This window comes from Micromonospora sp. DH13, assembly GCF_020873825.1.
Classification (GTDB): Bacteria; Actinomycetota; Actinomycetes; order Mycobacteriales; family Micromonosporaceae; genus Micromonospora; species Micromonospora haikouensis.
In genome coordinates, this window is sequence record NZ_JAHWGR010000032.1 from 86431 (window position 1) to 103341 (window position 16911).

Below are 16911 nucleotides of genomic sequence, written 5' to 3' on the forward strand. Positions count from 1 at the left end.
ACGGCCCCGCCCCGGACGACCCCGGCCCCCGGGCCGACCCGTCGCGTCCGGCCCAGGCCCGCCCGACCTGGCCCGACGGGGCCGTAACGGCCCGGGTCCTGCCGTTTCCGGCCCCGGTTGGCACCTTGGGGCGGATTTCGCCCATCCGTTCTCACGATGCGTGACGGCACGACCATAGGGCAGCATGTACCCGTCGTCACGGGGGCGGAGGTTCGACGCATGTCGCCAGTGGTCCACCTCCCGAGCGGATGGGTGACCTTCGTGTTCACCGACATCGAGGGTTCGACGCGCCTGGCCCAGCTGCTCGGTCCCGGGTACCGTCCGGTGCTGCGGGAGCATCGCAGGCTGCTGCGGGACACGTTGGCCCGCACCGACGGCGCGGAGCTGCTCACCGAGGGCGACTCGTTCTTCATCGCGTTCCCCGACGCCGGTGCCGCGCTCACCGCCTGCCTCACCGCGCAGCGCGCGCTCGCGACGCACGACTGGCCGGCCCCGGAGGCCGCGCCCCGCGTCCGGATGGGCCTGCACACCGGCTGGGCGGAGCCCCGCGACGGCGAGTACGCCAGCCACGAGGTGCACCGGGCCGCCCGGGTCGCCGCCGCCGCCCACGGCGGGCAGGTGCTCTGCTCGGCGGCCACCGCGCGGCTCGCCTCCCCGCTGCCGGCGGGCGCGTCCCTGCTGGACCTCGGCCTGCACCGGCTGCGCGGCTTCGACGACCGGGAGCGGCTGTTCCAGCTGCTCGCGCCCGGCCTGGAGCGGCAGTTCCCCCGGCCGCGCACCGCCGACGCGGTGGCGCACAACCTGCCGACCCAGGTCACCTCCTTCGTCGGCCGGGAGGCGGAGCGGGCCGCGCTGCGCCGGCTCACGGCGGGGCACCGGCTGGTGACCGTGCTCGGGGCGGGCGGGGCCGGCAAGACCCGGCTCGCCGTCGAGCTGGCGGCCGGCATGGTGGAGGAATATCCGGACGGCGTCTGGTTCGTCGACATCGCCACGGTGACCGACCCGGGGCTGGTGGCGTTCGCGGTGGCCGCCGTGCTCGGGCTGCGTCCGGAGCCCGGCCGCCGGATGGTGGACACCCTCGTCGAGTACGCCGCCGCCCGCCGGATGCTGATCCTGCTGGACACCTGCGACGCCCAGCCGGCCGCCTGCGCCGAGCTGATCTCCCTGCTGCTCGCCGGCGGGGGCGGGGTCCGGGTGCTGGCCACCAGCCGCGAGTCGTTCGGCCTGCCCGGCGAGGTGGTGTGGCGGATCCCGCCGCTGTCCGTGGAGCCCCGGCCGGGCGGTGCGGAGAGCGACGCGGTGGCGCTGCTGCTGGACCGCACGGCGGCGGCCCGGGGCGGCCGGGAGCCGGCCCCGGTCGAGTCGGCCGACCTGCGGCGGGTGGTACGTCGGCTCGACGGGCTGCCGCTCGCCATCGAGCTGGCCGCCGCCCGGCTGCGGGTGCTCTCCGTCGGGCAGCTCGCCGAGCGCCTCGACGACGTGCTCGGGACCCTCGACGCCGGCCGGGACGCCGCCCCCCAGCCGCCCCGGGACGAGCCTGGCTGGACGGGCAACCAGCAGGACACCGTCGACCTGGTGGCGGCGTCCCGGGGCAACGCGCCGCCCACCCCGGCGACCCGGGCCGTGCAGCGGTCGGCCGCCGAGCGGCACCTCACCATGCAGGCCACCGTCACGTGGTCGTACCGGACGCTCGGGCCCCGGGCGGCCCGGCTGCTGCGCTGGCTGGCGGTCTTCGCCGGCCCGGTGGACCTGCCGACGGTGGAGTGGCTGCTCGACGACGACCCGCTCGACCCGCTGTCGGTGCTGGTGGACAAGTCGATGATCCTGGCCGAGCCGCACGCGTCGGGCAGTACGTACCGGATGCTCGACCCGATCCGGGCGTACGCGGCGCGGCGGCTGGCCCAGGCGGGTGAGGAGCGGGCGGCCCGGGACCGGCACCTGGCCTGGTCGACGCGCGCGCTGCGGCGGGCCTACCTCGGGCCGGACGGCCGGCCGACGACCCTCTCCCTGTACGCCCTCGACCCGCTCGCCGGCGAGCTGCGCGCCGCGCTGCGCTGGTGCGCGACCGGCGGCAGCGCCCGCAACGGGCTGTGCCTGGCCGGCGGGCTGGACCAGTGGTGGCGGGAGCGCGGGCTGGCCCGGGAGGGACGCCTCTGGCTGTTCCGGCTCTACGGCCGGATGGCCGAGACCGGGGAGCACGTGCCGGACGCCGAGCTGGCCGCCGCGTACTACATGCACTCGCTGCACGCCGGCGCGGACGGCGAGTTCGCGGAGGAGCTGCGCTACTCGCAGCAGGCCGAGGCGGCGGCCCGCCGGGCCGGCGACGCCGGCCTGCTGGCCCGGGTGCTGGCCGGGCGGGCCGCCCCGCTGGTCGACATGGGGCAGTTCGCCGACGCCGAGCGGGCCTGCCGGGAGGTCATCGCCTGGGCGCACGAGCGGGAGGTGGCGGGGGACGCCCTGTTCGCGGTGCTCAGCCTCGCCGAGCTGCTCTGGCGGCGCGGCGCGCTGGCGGAGGCCGCGGAGCTGCTCGGCGCGGCCCGCCCGGTCGAGGCGGCCCGCCCGGCGGACCGGGGGCGCCGGTCGGTGGACATGCTGCTCGGCATGGTGGCGCTGGCCCGGGGCGACCTGGTGGCCGCGCACGAGCACCTGCTGGTGGCGTTGCGCTCCCGGATGAGCCACGGCTTCCACCGCCGGGCCTGCGACACGCTGAACGCGATCGCGGTGCGCTGCGCGGCCGGCGGCGATCCGCTGACCGCCGCCCGGCTCTTCGGCGCGGCGCAGGCGACCCGGGAGAGCCTGCGGTCGACCCCGGGCATCTACGGGGCGTACTGGCTGGAGCGGCAGGCCGCGCTGCGTCGGGAGATGGGCGACGTGGCGTTCGACGAGGCGTACGCGCAGGGGAGCGAGCTGGGGCTGGAGGAGGCGGCGGCGCTGGCGTTGGCGGTGGAGCACCCCGACCTCGGGGTGGACTCGACGCGCTTCGCGGCCACCGGCATGCCGGCACCCGCCCCCGCGCCCGCCCCTGCCCCTGCGCGCCCCGCCGAGGGCTGCGGTTAGGAAGGGACCCCTGCTATGCAGAATGCGTTAACAGGGGGCCCTTCCTTGCGCCTCAGCGGGCGGCGGCGGCCTTGATGCGGGCGGCGCGGTCGATGTCGGCCTGCCGGACCGCCGCGACGGAACCGAAGATGCTGACCGCCTCGTAGTAGGTCCAGGCGAGGCTGTAGCAGGCGGGGCGGACCACCGAGCTGTACGTGGCGCAGGCCCGCTTCAGGTCCTCGTAGAAGGCGCTGTCCACCCGGGCCTTGTTGGCCGGGAACTGGCCCATCTCCTTGTAGTTGCGGTAGCCGAAGTCGTGCCGCTGGCAGGAGAGCTTGAAGTTGAACCCGAGCGGGTTGTCCGGGCTGGACGAGCAGTAGTCGGTGGACCAGTTGAAGGCGTACTCGGCCCAGGCGGACTGGTTCTGCCGGGCCGAGTTCCAGGTGTTGTAGCTGCTGGCGCTGGTCTGCGTCCAGCTCGACAGCACGCTGAGCTTCTGGCTGGTGCTGACGGCGGCGGTCGCGGGGGAGGCGACCGCGAGCGCCGCGAGCAGGGCGAGCGCGCCGGAGGCGAGGACTGTGGCGAGGCGTCTGGGCACGGGGGGACCTCCGCGGGGGTGTGCGGTGTGGCTGGTTACCGGCGGGTCACCGGATTCGACAAGTGTCGATCACATCGCGGAGGGTCGAGTACGTCATAAACCAACATCTGGTGACATCAGTTGAAACAGACGAATGCCCCGGACGCTGGGGCGTCCGGGGCACTCGTCCGTGCCGCCAGCCCTCAGCGCACGACGCGCGGCGGGCTGACGGGGCTCTCGTTCGACAGCCGGTCCAGCGCCGTCACGTGGTACGTGTACCGCGCGCCGGCCTCGGCGGTGACGTCCACCCAGGACTGGGTCGCGCCGGGGGTGGCCCGGACGGTGCCGACCAGGTGGGACGCGTCGGCGAAGCCGCACGCCCCGGCCGGGCCGGTCCCGTCGAACCGGTAGACCGCGTACGACGTGGCCCGGCCCAGCGGGCCGACGCCGTCGGCCGGCTGCCGCCAGCTCAGCCGCACCCCGTCGGCCTGCCGCTGCGCGCCGGTGACCACCGGGGGCAGCAGCGGCTTCGCCGGCAGGTGCGGCATCGCCGGCACCAGGGCGGGGCGCGCGTAGTGCTCGGCGGCGTAGAGGTCGGTCGCCCCGAGCCGGTTCGCCCGCACCTGCACGGCCGAGAAGTGCACGTTGCCCCGCACCTCCGGGTACGCCCGGTTGAGCGTCAGGTGGTCGGACAGCTCGCGCGGGTTCATCCAGAACGACCCGTACGCCGGGTCGCCGCTCTTGTAGTCGGCCTGGCCGATGTAGAGCTGCACGCGGGTGCCGCGCACCGTCTCGGCCCACCACGGCACCAGCCGGGCGTAGTCGGCCGCCGGGTACTGGCCGATGTACCAGTAGAGCTGCGGCACGATGTAGTCGATCCACTCCTGCTTGACCCACTTGCGGGTGTCGGCGGAGATGATGTCGTACGACTGGCTGCCGGTGGTGTCCGAGCCGTTCGGGTCGGCCGAGGCGTTGCGCCAGATGCCGAACGGGCTGACGCCGAACTTCACCCACGGCTTCGCGGCCTTGATCCGGTCGTTCATCTCCCGGATCAGCAGGTCGATGTTGTCCCGCCGCCAGTCGGCCCGGTCGGTGAAGCCCCGGTTGAACTCGGCGAACGTCGCGTCGTCGGGCACCTGGTAGCTGCCGCTCGGGTAGGGGTAGAAGTAGTCGTCGAAGTGCACGCCGTCGACGTCGTACCGGGTGACGGCGTCCATCATGGCGGTCTGGACGAACTCGCGGACCGCCGGGACGCCGGGGTTGTAGTAGAGCCGGCTGCCGGCGACGCCGGCCGGCGGGTACGCGAACGTCCACTCGGGGTGCTGGCGGGCCGGGTGGTCGGGCGCGAGCTGGGTGAGGTCCGCGCCCGCGCCGCCCGGGGCCGGCATGGAGATCCGGTACGGGTTGAACCAGGCGTGGAACTCCAGGTTGCGCTTGTGCGCCTCGTCGACGAGGAACGCCAGCGGGTCCCAGCCCGGGTCCTGCCCGCGCACCCCGGTCAGGTACTCCGACCACGGCTCGTGCGGCGACGGCCAGAACGCGTCGGCGGTGGGCCGGACCTGCACCACCACCGCGTTGTGGTGCAGCCGCTGCGCCAGGTCGAGCCAGCCCAGGTATTCCGCCCGCTGGGCGGCGGCGCGGTCCGGGGCGGTCTGCGACGCCTTGGTCGGCCAGTCGATGTTTACCACCGACGAGATCCACATGGCCCGGAACTGCCGCTTCGGGGTGGCCGGGTCGGTGGTGCAGGAGGTGGTGGCGCCGGCCTGCGTGGCGGTGCCGCCGCCGTTCGCGGCCGCAGCGGCGGCGGTCGGTGGGGCGGCGGCGAGCGCGCCGAGCAGGGCCACGGCCAGCCCGGCGGCTCTGAGCCGAGTTGCCTTCATCCGGTGCGTCCCTTCGGTGGGGCTCGGCGGGCGGGCGCGATGCTTGCTGCGGCAAGAACCGCCGCAGTCAATCTTTCGCTGGTAGGAAATTTTCACACCGGGCGGGCCCGGCGCAAGACCTCCGGCCGGATCGATGCCCTCCCGGCCTCGAACGCCGCCCGACGCGCCCCGGGCCGCGTGGCGGACCGTGACCGTATCGACACCCGAAGTCGTGATTCGTGGGTCGCCGGGCTGGGTAGCTTGGCCGGTCACCGGCCGCCACGGTGGTGGTCGCACGGTGGGAGGGGTGAGCGCGGTGTCCGTGCTGCGTACCAAACCGATCAAGGACGTGATAGCCCAGGGCGAGGCGGACGGCGAGGACGGCGGCCTCGGCCTCAAACGCCGCCTCGGCGCGCGTGACCTCACCGGCTTCGGCATCGGCATCGTCATCGGCACCGGCATCTTCACCCTCACCGGCATCGAGGCCCGCGACAGCGCCGGACCCGGCGTGGTGATCTCGTTCGCCATCGCCGGAGTGGTCGCGCTGCTCGCCGCGCTCTGCTACGCCGAGCTGGCCTCCAGCGTGCCGACCGCCGGCAGCGCCTACACCTACGCGTACGCGACGATGGGCGAGATCGTCGCCTGGATCATCGGCTGGGACCTGCTGCTGGAGTTCGCCCTCGGCGCGGCCGTGGTGGCCCGCGGCTGGTCCGGCTACCTCGCCGAACTGCTCGGCCTGCCCACCGCCTGGTTCGGCGAGGAGGGCAGCATCGTCAACGTCGGCGCGATCGCCGTCGTGCTGCTGCTCGGCGTCGTGGCGATCGTCGGCATCCGCGAGTCCGCCCGGGTCACCAACCTGCTCGTGCTGGTCAAGGTGGCCATCTGCGTCTTCATCGTGGTCGCCGGCCTGTTCTTCGTGAAGGCCGCCAACCTCACGCCGTTCATCCCGCCGGCCGAGCCCGCCGGCGCCGGCGACGACGGGATCAAGCAGCCCGTCACCCAGGCCCTGTTCGGGCTGGAGCCGTCCGTGTTCGGGTTCGTCGGCGTGCTCAGCGCCGCCGCCGTGGTCTTCTTCGCGTACACCGGCTTCGAGGCCGTGGCCAACCTCGGCGAGGAGACCCGGCGGCCCAAGCGGGACCTCACCCTCGGCCTGCTCGGCACCCTGCTGATCTCCACCGTGCTCTACATCGGCGTCTCGCTGGTCGTCGTCGGCATGGTCCCCTACACCGAGATCGACCGGGGCGCGCCGATCGCCTCCGCGTTCAACGCGGTCGGGGCCGAGTGGGCCGGCATCCTCGTCTCCATCGCCGCCGTCGCCGGCCTGACCAGCGTGATCCTCGTGGACCTGGTGGCCATGGGCCGGATCGGCTTCGCCATCAGCCGCGACGGGCTGATCCCGCCGTCGGTGGCGAAGGTGCACCCGCGCTGGGGCACCCCGTACCGGATCTCGGCCGTCATGACGGTGGCCGTGGCGCTGCTCGCCGGCTTCCTGCCGCTGTCGGCCCTGGCCGACCTGGTCAGCATCGGCGCGCTCTGCGCGTTCGTGCTGGTCTCGGTGGCCGTGCCGATCCTGCGCCGCAAGCGCCCCGACCTGGAGCGGCCGTTCCGGGTGCCGTTCTCGCCGGTGCTGCCGATCGTCTCCGCGCTGGCCTGCCTCTACCTGATGCTCAACCTGTCGGTGGAGACCTGGATCCGGTTCCTGATCTGGATGGTGCTCGGCGGGATCATCTACTTCGGCTACGGCTACCGCCGCAACCGCCTGGCGCGCAAGGAAGGGCCCCCTGTTAACGCCTGAGGTAGAGAAGGGTCCCCTTCTCACCCGCCCTCACCGGTGCTACGTGGGCGTGGGCGTGAAGCGCAGCAGGTTCCAGGAGACCGCCGGCAGCAGCACCGCGCAGCGACCCCCGTCGAGGGTGGGTGCCGCCAGCTCCCGGGGCGTGACCCGGTCGGGCTCGGCCTCGGTGTTGACGGCGTCCGGGTCGTCCCCGGCGGCGAGGGTCAGGTGGGCCGCCCCGGCCAGGCCGGGCAGGCCGCGCAGGTCCAGGTCGAGGGGGAGGTCGGCGGTGCCCCGGTTGACCGCGAGCACGGTCAGCGCGCCGGCCTCCTCGTCGTGCACCGCCACGGTGTCCAGCACCGGCACGTCGCCGTAGCGCTTCGTGGCGTACGTCGGGCAGACCGGCTCGGTGCGCAGCACCGTGCCGCGGGCGTACCGGGCGGTGAGGGCGAACGGGTGGAAGATGCTCTGCCGCCAGGCGGGACCGCCGGTGCGGGTGCGGATCGGGGCGATCACGTTGGCGAGCTGCGCCTGGCAGGCCACCCCCACCCGGTCGGCGTGCCGGAGCAGGGTGATCAGCAGGTCGCCGACGACCACCGCGTCGACGGCCGTGTAGTCGTCCTCGATCAGGGTGGGGGCCTCGACCCAGCCGCGCCGGTCCAGGTCGGCCTGGAGGCGGGACTGGTACCAGACGTTCCACTCGTCGAACGAGATCTTCAGCTTGCGCCGGTGCCGCTGCTTGGCCGCCACGTGGTCGGCGGTGGCCACCACCTCGGCGATGAAGTGGTCCATGTCCACCGCCGAGGCCAGCAGGCTGGCCCGGTCGCCGTCGGCGGGGTCGTAGTAGGTGTGCGCGGAGACGTAGTCCACCAGCTCGTAGGTGTGCTCCAGCACCGTCGCCTCCCAGGAGGCGAACGTCGGCATGCCCCGGCCGGAGCTGCCGCAGGCGACCAGGCTGATCGACGGGTCGATCATCTTCATCGCGCGGGCGGTCTCGGCGGCGAGCCGGCCGTACTCCTCGGCGGTCTTGTGCCCGACCTGCCACGGGCCGTCCAGCTCGTTGCCGAGGCACCACAGCTTCACCCCGTACGGCTGCTCCGCGCCGTGGGAGCGACGCAGGTCCGACAGCCGGGTGCCGCCGGGGTGGTTCGCGTACTCCAGCAGGTCGCAGGCCTCCTGCACGCCCCGGGTGCCGAGGTTGACGGCCATCATCGGCTCGACGCCGGCCACCGCCGCCCAGGTCATGAACTCGTCGAGGCCGAAGGCATTGGTCTCGATCGTCTTCCAGGCGAGGTCGAGCCGGCGGGGCCGGTCGGCGACCGGGCCGACGCCGTCCTCCCAGCGGTAGCCGGAGACGAAGTTGCCGCCGGGGTAGCGGACCACGGAGACGCCCAGCTCCCGGGTCAGCTCCAGGACGTCGCCGCGCAGGCCGTGCGGGTCGGCGCTGCGGTGGCCGGGCTCGTAGACCCCGCCGTAGACGCAGCGCCCCAGGTGCTCGACGAAGGAGCCGAAGATTCGGCGGTCGGCCGGGCCGATCGCGAAGGCCGGGTCGATGGTCAGCTTCGCGGTCACCGGGGAATCCGCCTTTCGTCGATGTCCCGTCGGTTCTATAACGTTGTACTCGACGTGTAAAGGGGCGCTCGCGGCACCAGCGCGGAGGTGGCGGTGCGACACCGGCTCAAGGACGTGGCGGAGCGCGCGGGCGTGTCCGTGAAGACCGTCTCCAACGTCGTCAACGGCTACCAGCACGTGCGGCCCGACACCCGGGCCCGCGTCGAGCAGGCCATCGCCGAGCTGCGCTACCGGCCCAACCTGTCGGCGCGAAACCTGCGCAAGGGACGTACCGGGATGATCGCCCTGGCCGTGCCGGAGCTGGACGCCCCCTACTACGCCGAACTGGCCCGGCACGTCGTCACCGCCGCCGCCGAACAGGGCTGGACGGTCCTGATCGGCCGGACCGGCGGCGGCACCGAGCGGGAGCGGGCCGTCGCCGCCGGCATCGGCGGCCACCTCATCGACGGCCTGATCCTCAGCCCGCCGGCGCTCGCCGCCGAGGACCTCGCCAACCTCCACGACGGCACCCCGACGGTGCTGCTCGGCGAGCGCGTCGCCCCCGGCCCCGCCGACCACGTGACGATCGACGACGTGGCCGCCGCCCGCGAGGCCACCGCCCACCTGATCGCCCTCGGCCGTCGCCGCGTCGCCGCGATCGGCGCGCGGCCCACCGCCGAGGGCACCGGCGCCCGGCTCCGCCTCGCCGGCTACGCCGCCGCGCTCGCCGAAGCCGGAATCGCCTACGACGAGCGCCTCGTCGCGTCCGCGCCGGCCTGGCGTCGCGCGGACGGCGCGGCGGCCGTGCGCCACCTGCTCACCTCGGGGGTACGCCCCGACGCCGTCCTCTGCTTCGACGACACCCTCGCCCTCGGTGCCCTGCGGGCGCTGCACGAGGCCGGCCTGCGCGTCCCCGCCGACATGGCGGTGGCCGGCTTCGGCGACATCGAGGACGGCCGTTTCTCCACCCCCACCCTCACCACCGTCGCCCCCGACAAGGAACGCCTCGCGCGGCTGGCCGTCGACCTGCTGGCCGACCGGATCGACGGGGACCGGAGCGGCCCGCCCCGCGCGCTCACCGTCCCCTACCGGCTCGACACCCGGGAGAGCACCCTCGGCCGCTGACCCCGCCCGAGGCGTCTGTTCGTCCACATGCGACAGTCGTGCCGCCGGCTGACGCCGAACAGGGGATGGGCGCGGTGACGGCGAGTCGCGATGATGTGGCGGCACGTGGGGACGAGCAGAAAAGTGGGGGCGAGATGAGCGCCGATTCGAGCTGGGGCGACTACCTGTCCGCTGACACCTCCGTCACGGACGCCGGCATCGCCACCTTCGACCAGCCGGTGGTCGAACCGATCGCGATCGAGCCGGTGCTGCCCGAGCCGGTGCTGCCCGAGCCGGTGCTGCCCGAGCCGGTGGCGGACGCCGTCGAGAGCGAACTGGCCGGGGCGGCTGCCGACCAGGACTGGTCGGCCTGGCATGCCGACAGCGGCGACCAGTGGGCCGACTCGGCGCAGGACTGGGTCGACTACGCCAACGAGAACCTGGCCGCCGGCAACACCGACATCGCCGCCAGCGCCTTCGACACCGCCGCCAACCACGCCGACCTGGCCGGCGGCAACTACGACGTCTCGTTCGACTACGCCGCCCAGGCCGGCACCCACCTGGACACCGCCGTCGCGGAGGTCGCCCCCTACGACACGTACGACGCCGGGACGAGCTTCGACGCCGGCACGAGCTTCGACGTCGCGGAATGAGCTGGGCCGACGACAACGACCCCGGCAGCCGGCCGCAGCCGGCCGTGCTGGCCGCCGAGGCCGGCCGGCTCGCCGCCGGCGCGGAACGCCGGGTCGCCGCCCCGGCGAGCGTGGCCCGGCAGCACCTGCTCCGCGTCATCCGGGACCTCGCCTTCGACCTGCGCGCCGAGCAGCTCAGCCTGCTGGAGGCGGTCCGCGGGTCGAAGCTCGGCGGGGTGACCCTCTCCGCCACCCGGGTGCCCGTCTTCCTGCGGGTCGGTCTCGAAGCCGACGCGGCCGGCACCCGGGTCACCGTCCTGCTGGCCGACCGCTGGGTCGGCAAGGTGGGCCGGAACTGGGGTCTGACCTCCGTCTACGTCGAGCTGTTCGGGTCCGTCCTCAGCGCCGTCGACGGCGTGCTGGGCCGGCTCGACCCGGCCGCCGCCGCCGCGTTCGCGCCCTGGTGGCGGCAGACCGGCCCCGGCGACGTGGCGATCATGCAGAACGCGGCCGGCATCGCCAACCGGGCCCAAGCGGTGCTGTCCCGGCACGCCTCCCGCCTGCTCGACGGGGACGCCGCCACCCCGCGCCGAGCATCGGTCAGCCGCGCCGGCACCGAGACCTTCACCTTCGAGACACCGCAGGCCGTCGCGGAGGTGCCGGCCGAACTGGCCGACGGCATGCTGATGGTCGGCACCCTGGTGGCCAGCCGCCCCGACGGGATGCCACCCCACCTGGTGGCGCAGGTGCAGTCACTGGTCGTCCGGATCGAGGAGCACCTCGCCGCGGTCGCCGGCACCGTCGGGTCGGCCCCGGCCGCCCGGTTCACCGTCGACCCGGCGGACGTGCCGGTGGTGACCTTCCTGCACCAGCAGGCGCGGATCCGGGGCATGCTTCCGGTGCGGACCCTGCGCACCTGCACCACCTGCCGGCTGGAGAAGGTCACCAATCCCGATCTGGAACGGTTGCAGGAACGCACCCGCAGGACGCGGGACCTGGCGAGCAGCATCAGCGCGGTGGTCACCCCGTACGTGCTGGCCGGACGGCTGGTGCAGCTCAACGGCAAGGGGCCCAGTTTCGCCTGCCCGCGCTGTCAGGGCATGGACGCCGACGAGACGGTGGTGACGTACTGCCAGCGGTGCGGCGACCGCCGGGCCGAGACGGCCCTGCGGACCTGCCCGAAGTGCCAGTTCGACTTCCGCAGCCTGCTCGCCGGTGACAGGCCCTGGCAGCCGCGCGCGACGCAACCGACGGGCGTGGCCGCCCCGGCCACCGCCGCCGCCCCGGGCCCCGCCCCGGAGCCCGCGCTGCCGCCCGCACCGCCGGCCCCGACCGTCGCCCCGTCCCCGCCGTCCCCCGGAACGTTCCGACGGGTGGATTCCGAGGCGGAGCAGTGGCCCCGCCCACCGGGGTACGCGCCCGGCTGACCGGCACCGGGCCACCGGGACCGGGGCAGCCGGGCCGACCGGGTGTCAGCTGAAGAAGCGGGCCAGGTGCGGCGGCTCCGGTGCCGGGTCGTCCGCGCCCAGCGGGGTCAGGTCGGCGAAGATGCTGGCACCGTCGCAGCCCACGTGCAGGGGATGCCAGCGCGGGGTGCCCGGCGGGCGTTGCAGACAGATGCCCTTGACCGTCTGCACGTCCAGCAGCCGCACGTGCGTCGGGTCGGCCACCGCGTTCACGTGCCCCCACCAGGGGCTCATCACGTGCAGCACCCCACCCGGGCGCAGCACCCGGTGGCACTCGTCCACCAGCGGCAGGAAGTCGATCAGGTGCTCCAGGATGTGCACCGCGAACAGCACGTCCACCGAGTCGTCGGCCAGCGGCAGCGACCCGGACAGGTCGGCCACCGCGTCCACCCCCGGGGCGGGGTAGATGTCCAGCCCCAGGTTCTGCGGATACTGCTTGGTGCCGCCGCAGCCCAGGTCCACCACGACCGGTTCGCGGCCGGCGACCCGCACCCGGCCCCAGACGCCGAACACCCCGGCGAGCCGGCCGACCAGCTCCCGCACCAGGCGCAGCTGCGCGGCGTCGGCGACCTCCCCGGTCAGGTGGGCCACGCCCCGGTCGAAGCGCACCCGCACCGCCAGGTCACGCAGCCGGGCGTCGTGGGCCGCCTGATCCGCCCACGCCTCGGCGAGGAACTCGTCGACCGCCCGCAGCCGTTCGGCCGAGGGCGCGGTCAGGGCCGTCGCGACCATGGGCCACCTCCGGTGCGCCCGTACCCGGCTGGGCGGGCGCTACACCCCGACCGGGCAACGTCCCCCGAACGAGGACGGGCCGTCAGCCGGTGATGCGCCGGGCGGCCCTGCCCACGCCCCGGATCCGCTGCCGGGGCGGCGCGGAAGCCGCCTTCGGCCGCTTGAGGTGGTACCGGTGCAGCTCGCTGCTGCCCGGCTGCGACGGGTCCTCGCTCATCCCGACCAGCTCCCAGCCCTGGTCGCCGGCCCGGTTCAGGTGCGCCAGCGCCGTGTCCCCGTACGGGGTGACGTCGACCATCGAGCCGTCCGGGCCGTACCAGACGAACACCAGCTCCCAGCCGACGTCCGTGCTGGCCGCCTGGCGACGCCGGACCAACAGCGCGTACTCCCACTTGAGCATGGAGTCATTGTCACCCCGCCGGCCCCGGTCGGCACGCCGTCGGACCTGGCGAGCCGCCCGGCGGCGGAACGGCGCGATCCGCCCGCCGTCAGTCCTCGGTGATCCGGCCGGCGTCCACCCGCACCCGCCGGTTGACGGCGACCGCGTCCAGCATCCGCCGGTCGTGCGTCACCAGCAGCAGCGTCCCCGGGTAGCCGGCCAGCGCCGACTCCAACTGCTCGATGGCCGCCAGGTCCAGGTGGTTCGTCGGCTCGTCGAGCACCAGCAGGTTCACCCCGCGCCCCTGCAGCAGCGCCAGCGCCGCCCGGGTCCGCTCGCCCGGCGACAGCGACGCCGCCGTCCGCAGCACGTGATCGGCCCGCAGGCCGAACTTGGCCAGCAGCGTCCGCGCGTCCGCCGGCGACAGCTCCGGTACGGCCAGCCGGAACGCGTCCAGCAGCGGCTGCTCGCCGAGGAACAGCCCCCGGGCCTGGTCGACCTCGCCGACCACCACCCCCGGGCCCAGCGAGGCGTGGCCCGCGTCCAGCGGCAGCCGCCCCAGCAGCGCGGCGAGCAGCGTCGTCTTGCCGGACCCGTTCGCCCCGGTGATCGCCACCCGGTCCGCCCAGTCGATCTGCAGGGTCACCGGGCCGAGGGTGAAGCTTCCCCGGCGTACCACGGCATCGCGCAGCGCGGCCACGACGGCGCCGGCGCGGGGCGCGGCGGCGATCTCCATCCGCAGCTCCCACTCCTTGCGCGGCTCCTCGACCACCTCCAGCCGCTCGATCAGCCGGTCCGTCTGCCGGGCCTTCGCCGCCTGCTTCTCCGACGTCTCGCCCCGGTGGTGCTTCACGTGCTTGTCCCCGTCGGTGGCCTTGCGGCGGGCGTTGCGCACGCCCTTCTCCATCCACGCCCGCTGGGTGCGGGCGCGGGCCTCCAGCGCGGCCCGGGTGTCGGCGTACTCCTCGAACTCGGCGCGGGCGTGCCGGCGGGCCACCTCCCGCTCCTCCAGGTACGCCGCGTAACCGCCGCCGTAGTGCCGGACGAGCTGCTGGTGCAGGTCCAGCTCCAGCACCCGGGTCACCGTGCGGGTGAGGAACTCGCGGTCGTGGCTGACCAGCACCGTGCCGGCGCGCAGCCCGGAGACGAATCCCTCCAGCCGGTCCAGCCCGGCGAGGTCCAGGTCGTTGGTGGGCTCGTCGAGCAGGAACACGTCGTAGCGGCTGAGCAGCAGCGAGGCCAGCCCCGCACGGGCCGCCTGACCGCCGGACAGGGCCGTCATCGGGTGGTCCAGGTCGACGGTGAGCCCCAGCTCGGCGGCCACCTGCTCGGCCCGCTCCTCCAGGTCCGCCCCGCCCAGGCCCAGCCAGCGCTCCAGCGCCTCGGCGTACGCGTCGTCGGACCCGGCCGCCCCGGCCGTCAGCGCCTCGGTCGCCGCGTCCAGGGCCGCCTGCGCCGCCGTCACCCCCGTCCGCCGGGCCAGGAAGTCCCGCACGGTCTCCCCGGGCCGGCGCTCCGGCTCCTGCGGCAGGTGCCCGACGGTCGCGGTGGGCGGGCTCAGCGTGACGCTGCCGGCCTCGACGGGCAGCAACCCCGCGAGGGTACGCAGCAGCGTCGACTTGCCCGCCCCGTTCACCCCGACCAGGCCGACCACGTCGCCCGGGGCGACCACCAGGTCCAGCCCGGAGAAGAGCAGCCGCTCGCCGTGCCCGGCCGCAAGATCCTTGACCACCATCGTCGCGCTCATCAGCACCCGAGCCTATCCACCGCGCTACGCGCGTAAGGAAGGGCACCTTGTTAACGCCTTTTGTATAGGAAGGGCCCCTTCCTAACACCTCGTCCGGCTGCAACTTCCTGTGGCGGAACACTCGCGGTCCGGCCGGTGTTGTGCCAGCGTCGGATCAGGTGCCGGCGCGAGACGAGGAGGTGGGTCGATGGACCTTCTGGCGGACTACCGACGGGCGACCATGTTCTTCGAGATGGGTGACGCGTCCGGGGCGGTGCGGCTGCTGGAGCCGATCGTCGAGGCCGAGCCCGGCAACTCCGCGGTGCGGCAGCTGCTGGCCCGCGCCTACTTCCAGACGGCGCAGCTCAACCGCGCCGAGGAGCAGCTGCGCGAGCTGGTCGACCGGGACCCGAGCGACCACTACGCGCACCACGTGCTGGGCCGGACGCTGGAGCGGATGAACCGCCCGGCGGACGCGCTGCGGCACCTGCGCATCGCCGCCGCGATGTACTCGACGAACACCGACTACACGACCGCGCTGCGCCGAGTGGAGAACCGGGTCAGCGGCGGCCACTGACCGCGCCGCCGGGGGAGGGACAAGGCGCCCTCTCCCCGGCGCGCGCCGCCTCCGGCCGGGTATCCCCGCCCGCTGATCGGCGCCCACGCCCGCCGCCGCGCACCAGGTGCGCCGTGACTCTTCGTGACTGCCCCCTGGCCTCAACTACCATCTCGTTCCCCCTTTGCTCTGCACCTACCGACGCACACCCCTTGCTGAACTGGGAATATGCGGGCCTGGGGGCGAGGAACTGGCCATGGTGGCGGTTACTTTCAGTGGCTGTTGCGCGCGTGGGTGCAGAGCAAAGGGCATGCTGGCGGTGGTGCCGCCGGGCGGGATCGCTCGCGTGGTGTCCCGCTGTGCCGCGGGCCTACCATGGGCTGCCATGGGAGTCGCGCAGGTGGTGGAGGCGGGATGAAGCTCAAGCTGGACCTGCACGAGATCTTCAACAAGGGCCACGACATCGACCGGGCGCTGCGCGGGATCATGGACGAGGCAGTGGCGAAGAAGGCCACCCTCGTCGAGATCATCCCCGGCAAGGGCTCCGGCCAGCTCAAGAAGCGGGTGCTGCGCTTCCTCGACCAGAAGGACGTCAAGCAGCTCTACCACCGGGTGGAGAAGGACTCGAAGAACTTCGGCCGGCTCTTCATCCACTTCCGCTGGAAGTAGCCCCGGTGTTCCTGCTGGCCGGAATGCCCGCAGTCAGGGCTGACGCCGCGCGAAGAGAAACGCGCCCTGCGTGCTCTCGTCCCGCTGGTGCAGCACCTCAGCCTCGACGGCGAAGCCGGCGTCGCGAAGCCAGCCGCTGACCCGTTCGGTCGGACGCCGGTGGACGTACACCTTCATCGGGTGGCCGCCGTAGCCTTCCGTCTTCAGCCGGCGTCCGTCGCCGACGTGGAAGCCGAGCAGCAGGACGCCGCCGGGGCGCAGCACCCGATGGAACTGCCCGAGAACCGCCGGGACCTCGTCATCGGGAACGTGGATCAGGGAGAACCAGGCGAGGAGACCGGCGGCGGACGAATCGGCGAGGCTCAGGTCGGTCATGGAGCCCACCGCGAACCGTAGGCCTGGATGGTCACGTCGGGCGCGGTCGATCATGGCAGGCGAGAGGTCGATCCCGAAGGCGTCGACACCGAGGCTGCGCAGGTGGGCGGTGATCCGCCCAGGCCCACAGCCGACGTCCGCCACCGGTCCATCGCCACCGGCCCGCACCAGCTCCGCGAACAGCGCCAAGACCCCCCGCTCGTACGGCGCCGCGGCGAGGGCGTCTCGCAGCAGATCGGCATAGCTCTCCGCCACCGTGTCGTAGGACACCCGAGTGTCGATGAGCCGCCCCTGAGCAACCACGCCGGTCACAGTAGCCCGCCGGCCGGCACGGACCGGGACGACATGAGGGGTTCGCCGGGGCCCGCCCGCGGAGGGATCAAGCCTGACTGTGAGGCTAGCCGTGTCGGCTCGGAAGGTGATGGGCTGATGCCTGGTGGCAGTAGATGTGACTCTAACCCTGACTGGCTTTGTG

Annotated in this window: 13 protein-coding genes and 1 pseudogene; 7 read left to right on the plus strand and 7 right to left on the minus strand. The window is 73.9% G+C overall.

The window, feature by feature from the left end; all coding sequences use genetic code 11:
* Positions 1–219: 219 nt before the first annotated feature.
* Positions 220–2988 (plus strand): annotated as a pseudogene (locus tag LPA42_RS26100) (adenylate/guanylate cyclase domain-containing protein); the annotation flags it as partial.
* 121 nt (positions 2989–3109) lie between these two features.
* Here the strand turns inward: LPA42_RS26100 and LPA42_RS26105 are convergent.
* The gene (locus LPA42_RS26105; RefSeq protein ID WP_077938219.1) at positions 3110–3634 is read right to left on the minus strand and encodes a phospholipase; all 525 of its coding nucleotides are present in this window, start codon (positions 3632–3634) and stop codon (positions 3110–3112) included.
* A 182-nt stretch (positions 3635–3816) separates the two neighbouring features.
* Positions 3817–5493, minus strand: a complete 1677-nt coding sequence (locus LPA42_RS26110) for a glycoside hydrolase family 10 protein (protein WP_077938220.1) — start codon at positions 5491–5493, stop codon at positions 3817–3819.
* Positions 5494–5788: 295 nt separating this feature from the next.
* On the opposite strand from LPA42_RS26110, the gene LPA42_RS26115 reads away from it, so the two are divergent.
* Positions 5789–7267 (plus strand): amino acid permease, encoded by a 1479-nt coding sequence (locus LPA42_RS26115; protein WP_077938223.1) that lies wholly within the window; start codon positions 5789–5791, stop codon positions 7265–7267.
* A gap of 39 nt (positions 7268–7306) precedes the next feature.
* Here LPA42_RS26115 and LPA42_RS26120 read toward each other — a convergent pair whose 3' ends face one another.
* The gene (locus tag LPA42_RS26120) at positions 7307–8818 is read right to left on the minus strand and encodes an alpha-N-arabinofuranosidase (protein WP_077938221.1); all 1512 of its coding nucleotides are present in this window, start codon (positions 8816–8818) and stop codon (positions 7307–7309) included.
* Between the two features lie 93 nt (positions 8819–8911).
* Here LPA42_RS26120 and LPA42_RS26125 point away from each other — a divergent pair, with 93 nt between their 5' ends.
* The 3 genes from LPA42_RS26125 to LPA42_RS26135 all read left to right on the plus strand — a co-directional run bounded on the left by LPA42_RS26125 (position 8912) and on the right by LPA42_RS26135 (position 11960).
* Positions 8912–9922 (plus strand): LacI family DNA-binding transcriptional regulator, encoded by a 1011-nt coding sequence (locus LPA42_RS26125; protein ID WP_077938224.1) that lies wholly within the window; start codon positions 8912–8914, stop codon positions 9920–9922.
* 134 nt (positions 9923–10056) lie between these two features.
* Positions 10057–10554, plus strand: coding sequence for a hypothetical protein (locus tag LPA42_RS26130; RefSeq protein ID WP_077938222.1), 498 nt, complete (start codon positions 10057–10059; stop codon positions 10552–10554).
* On the plus strand, positions 10551–11960 hold the full coding sequence (locus LPA42_RS26135) for a hypothetical protein (RefSeq protein WP_228986926.1): 1410 nt from the start codon (positions 10551–10553) through the stop codon (positions 11958–11960). The genes LPA42_RS26130 and LPA42_RS26135 overlap by 4 nt, the downstream gene beginning before the upstream one ends.
* A gap of 45 nt (positions 11961–12005) precedes the next feature.
* Here LPA42_RS26135 and LPA42_RS26140 read toward each other — a convergent pair whose 3' ends face one another.
* The 3 genes from LPA42_RS26140 to LPA42_RS26150 form a co-directional block, all read right to left on the minus strand.
* Positions 12006–12731 (minus strand): methyltransferase domain-containing protein, encoded by a 726-nt coding sequence (locus LPA42_RS26140; RefSeq protein ID WP_077938225.1) that lies wholly within the window; start codon positions 12729–12731, stop codon positions 12006–12008.
* 82 nt (positions 12732–12813) lie between these two features.
* A complete protein-coding gene (locus LPA42_RS26145) occupies positions 12814–13131 on the minus strand; it encodes a hypothetical protein (protein ID WP_077938226.1) in 318 nt (105 codons plus the stop codon).
* 88 nt (positions 13132–13219) lie between these two features.
* The gene (locus tag LPA42_RS26150; RefSeq protein ID WP_077938228.1) at positions 13220–14857 is read right to left on the minus strand and encodes an ABC-F family ATP-binding cassette domain-containing protein; all 1638 of its coding nucleotides are present in this window, start codon (positions 14855–14857) and stop codon (positions 13220–13222) included.
* 187 nt (positions 14858–15044) lie between these two features.
* Here LPA42_RS26150 and LPA42_RS26155 point away from each other — a divergent pair, with 187 nt between their 5' ends.
* Together LPA42_RS26155 and LPA42_RS26160 are read left to right on the plus strand one after the other, a co-directional pair.
* Positions 15045–15413: a M48 family metallopeptidase gene (locus tag LPA42_RS26155; RefSeq protein ID WP_043965357.1), complete on the plus strand. Its 369-nt coding sequence runs from the start codon at positions 15045–15047 to the stop codon at positions 15411–15413.
* A 393-nt stretch (positions 15414–15806) separates the two neighbouring features.
* Positions 15807–16061: a Smr/MutS family protein gene (locus LPA42_RS26160; RefSeq protein WP_077938227.1), complete on the plus strand. Its 255-nt coding sequence runs from the start codon at positions 15807–15809 to the stop codon at positions 16059–16061.
* 33 nt (positions 16062–16094) lie between these two features.
* Here the strand turns inward: LPA42_RS26160 and LPA42_RS26165 are convergent, their stop codons facing one another.
* The gene (locus LPA42_RS26165) at positions 16095–16706 is read right to left on the minus strand and encodes a class I SAM-dependent methyltransferase (RefSeq protein ID WP_308291158.1); all 612 of its coding nucleotides are present in this window, start codon (positions 16704–16706) and stop codon (positions 16095–16097) included.
* Positions 16707–16911 lie beyond the last annotated feature (205 nt).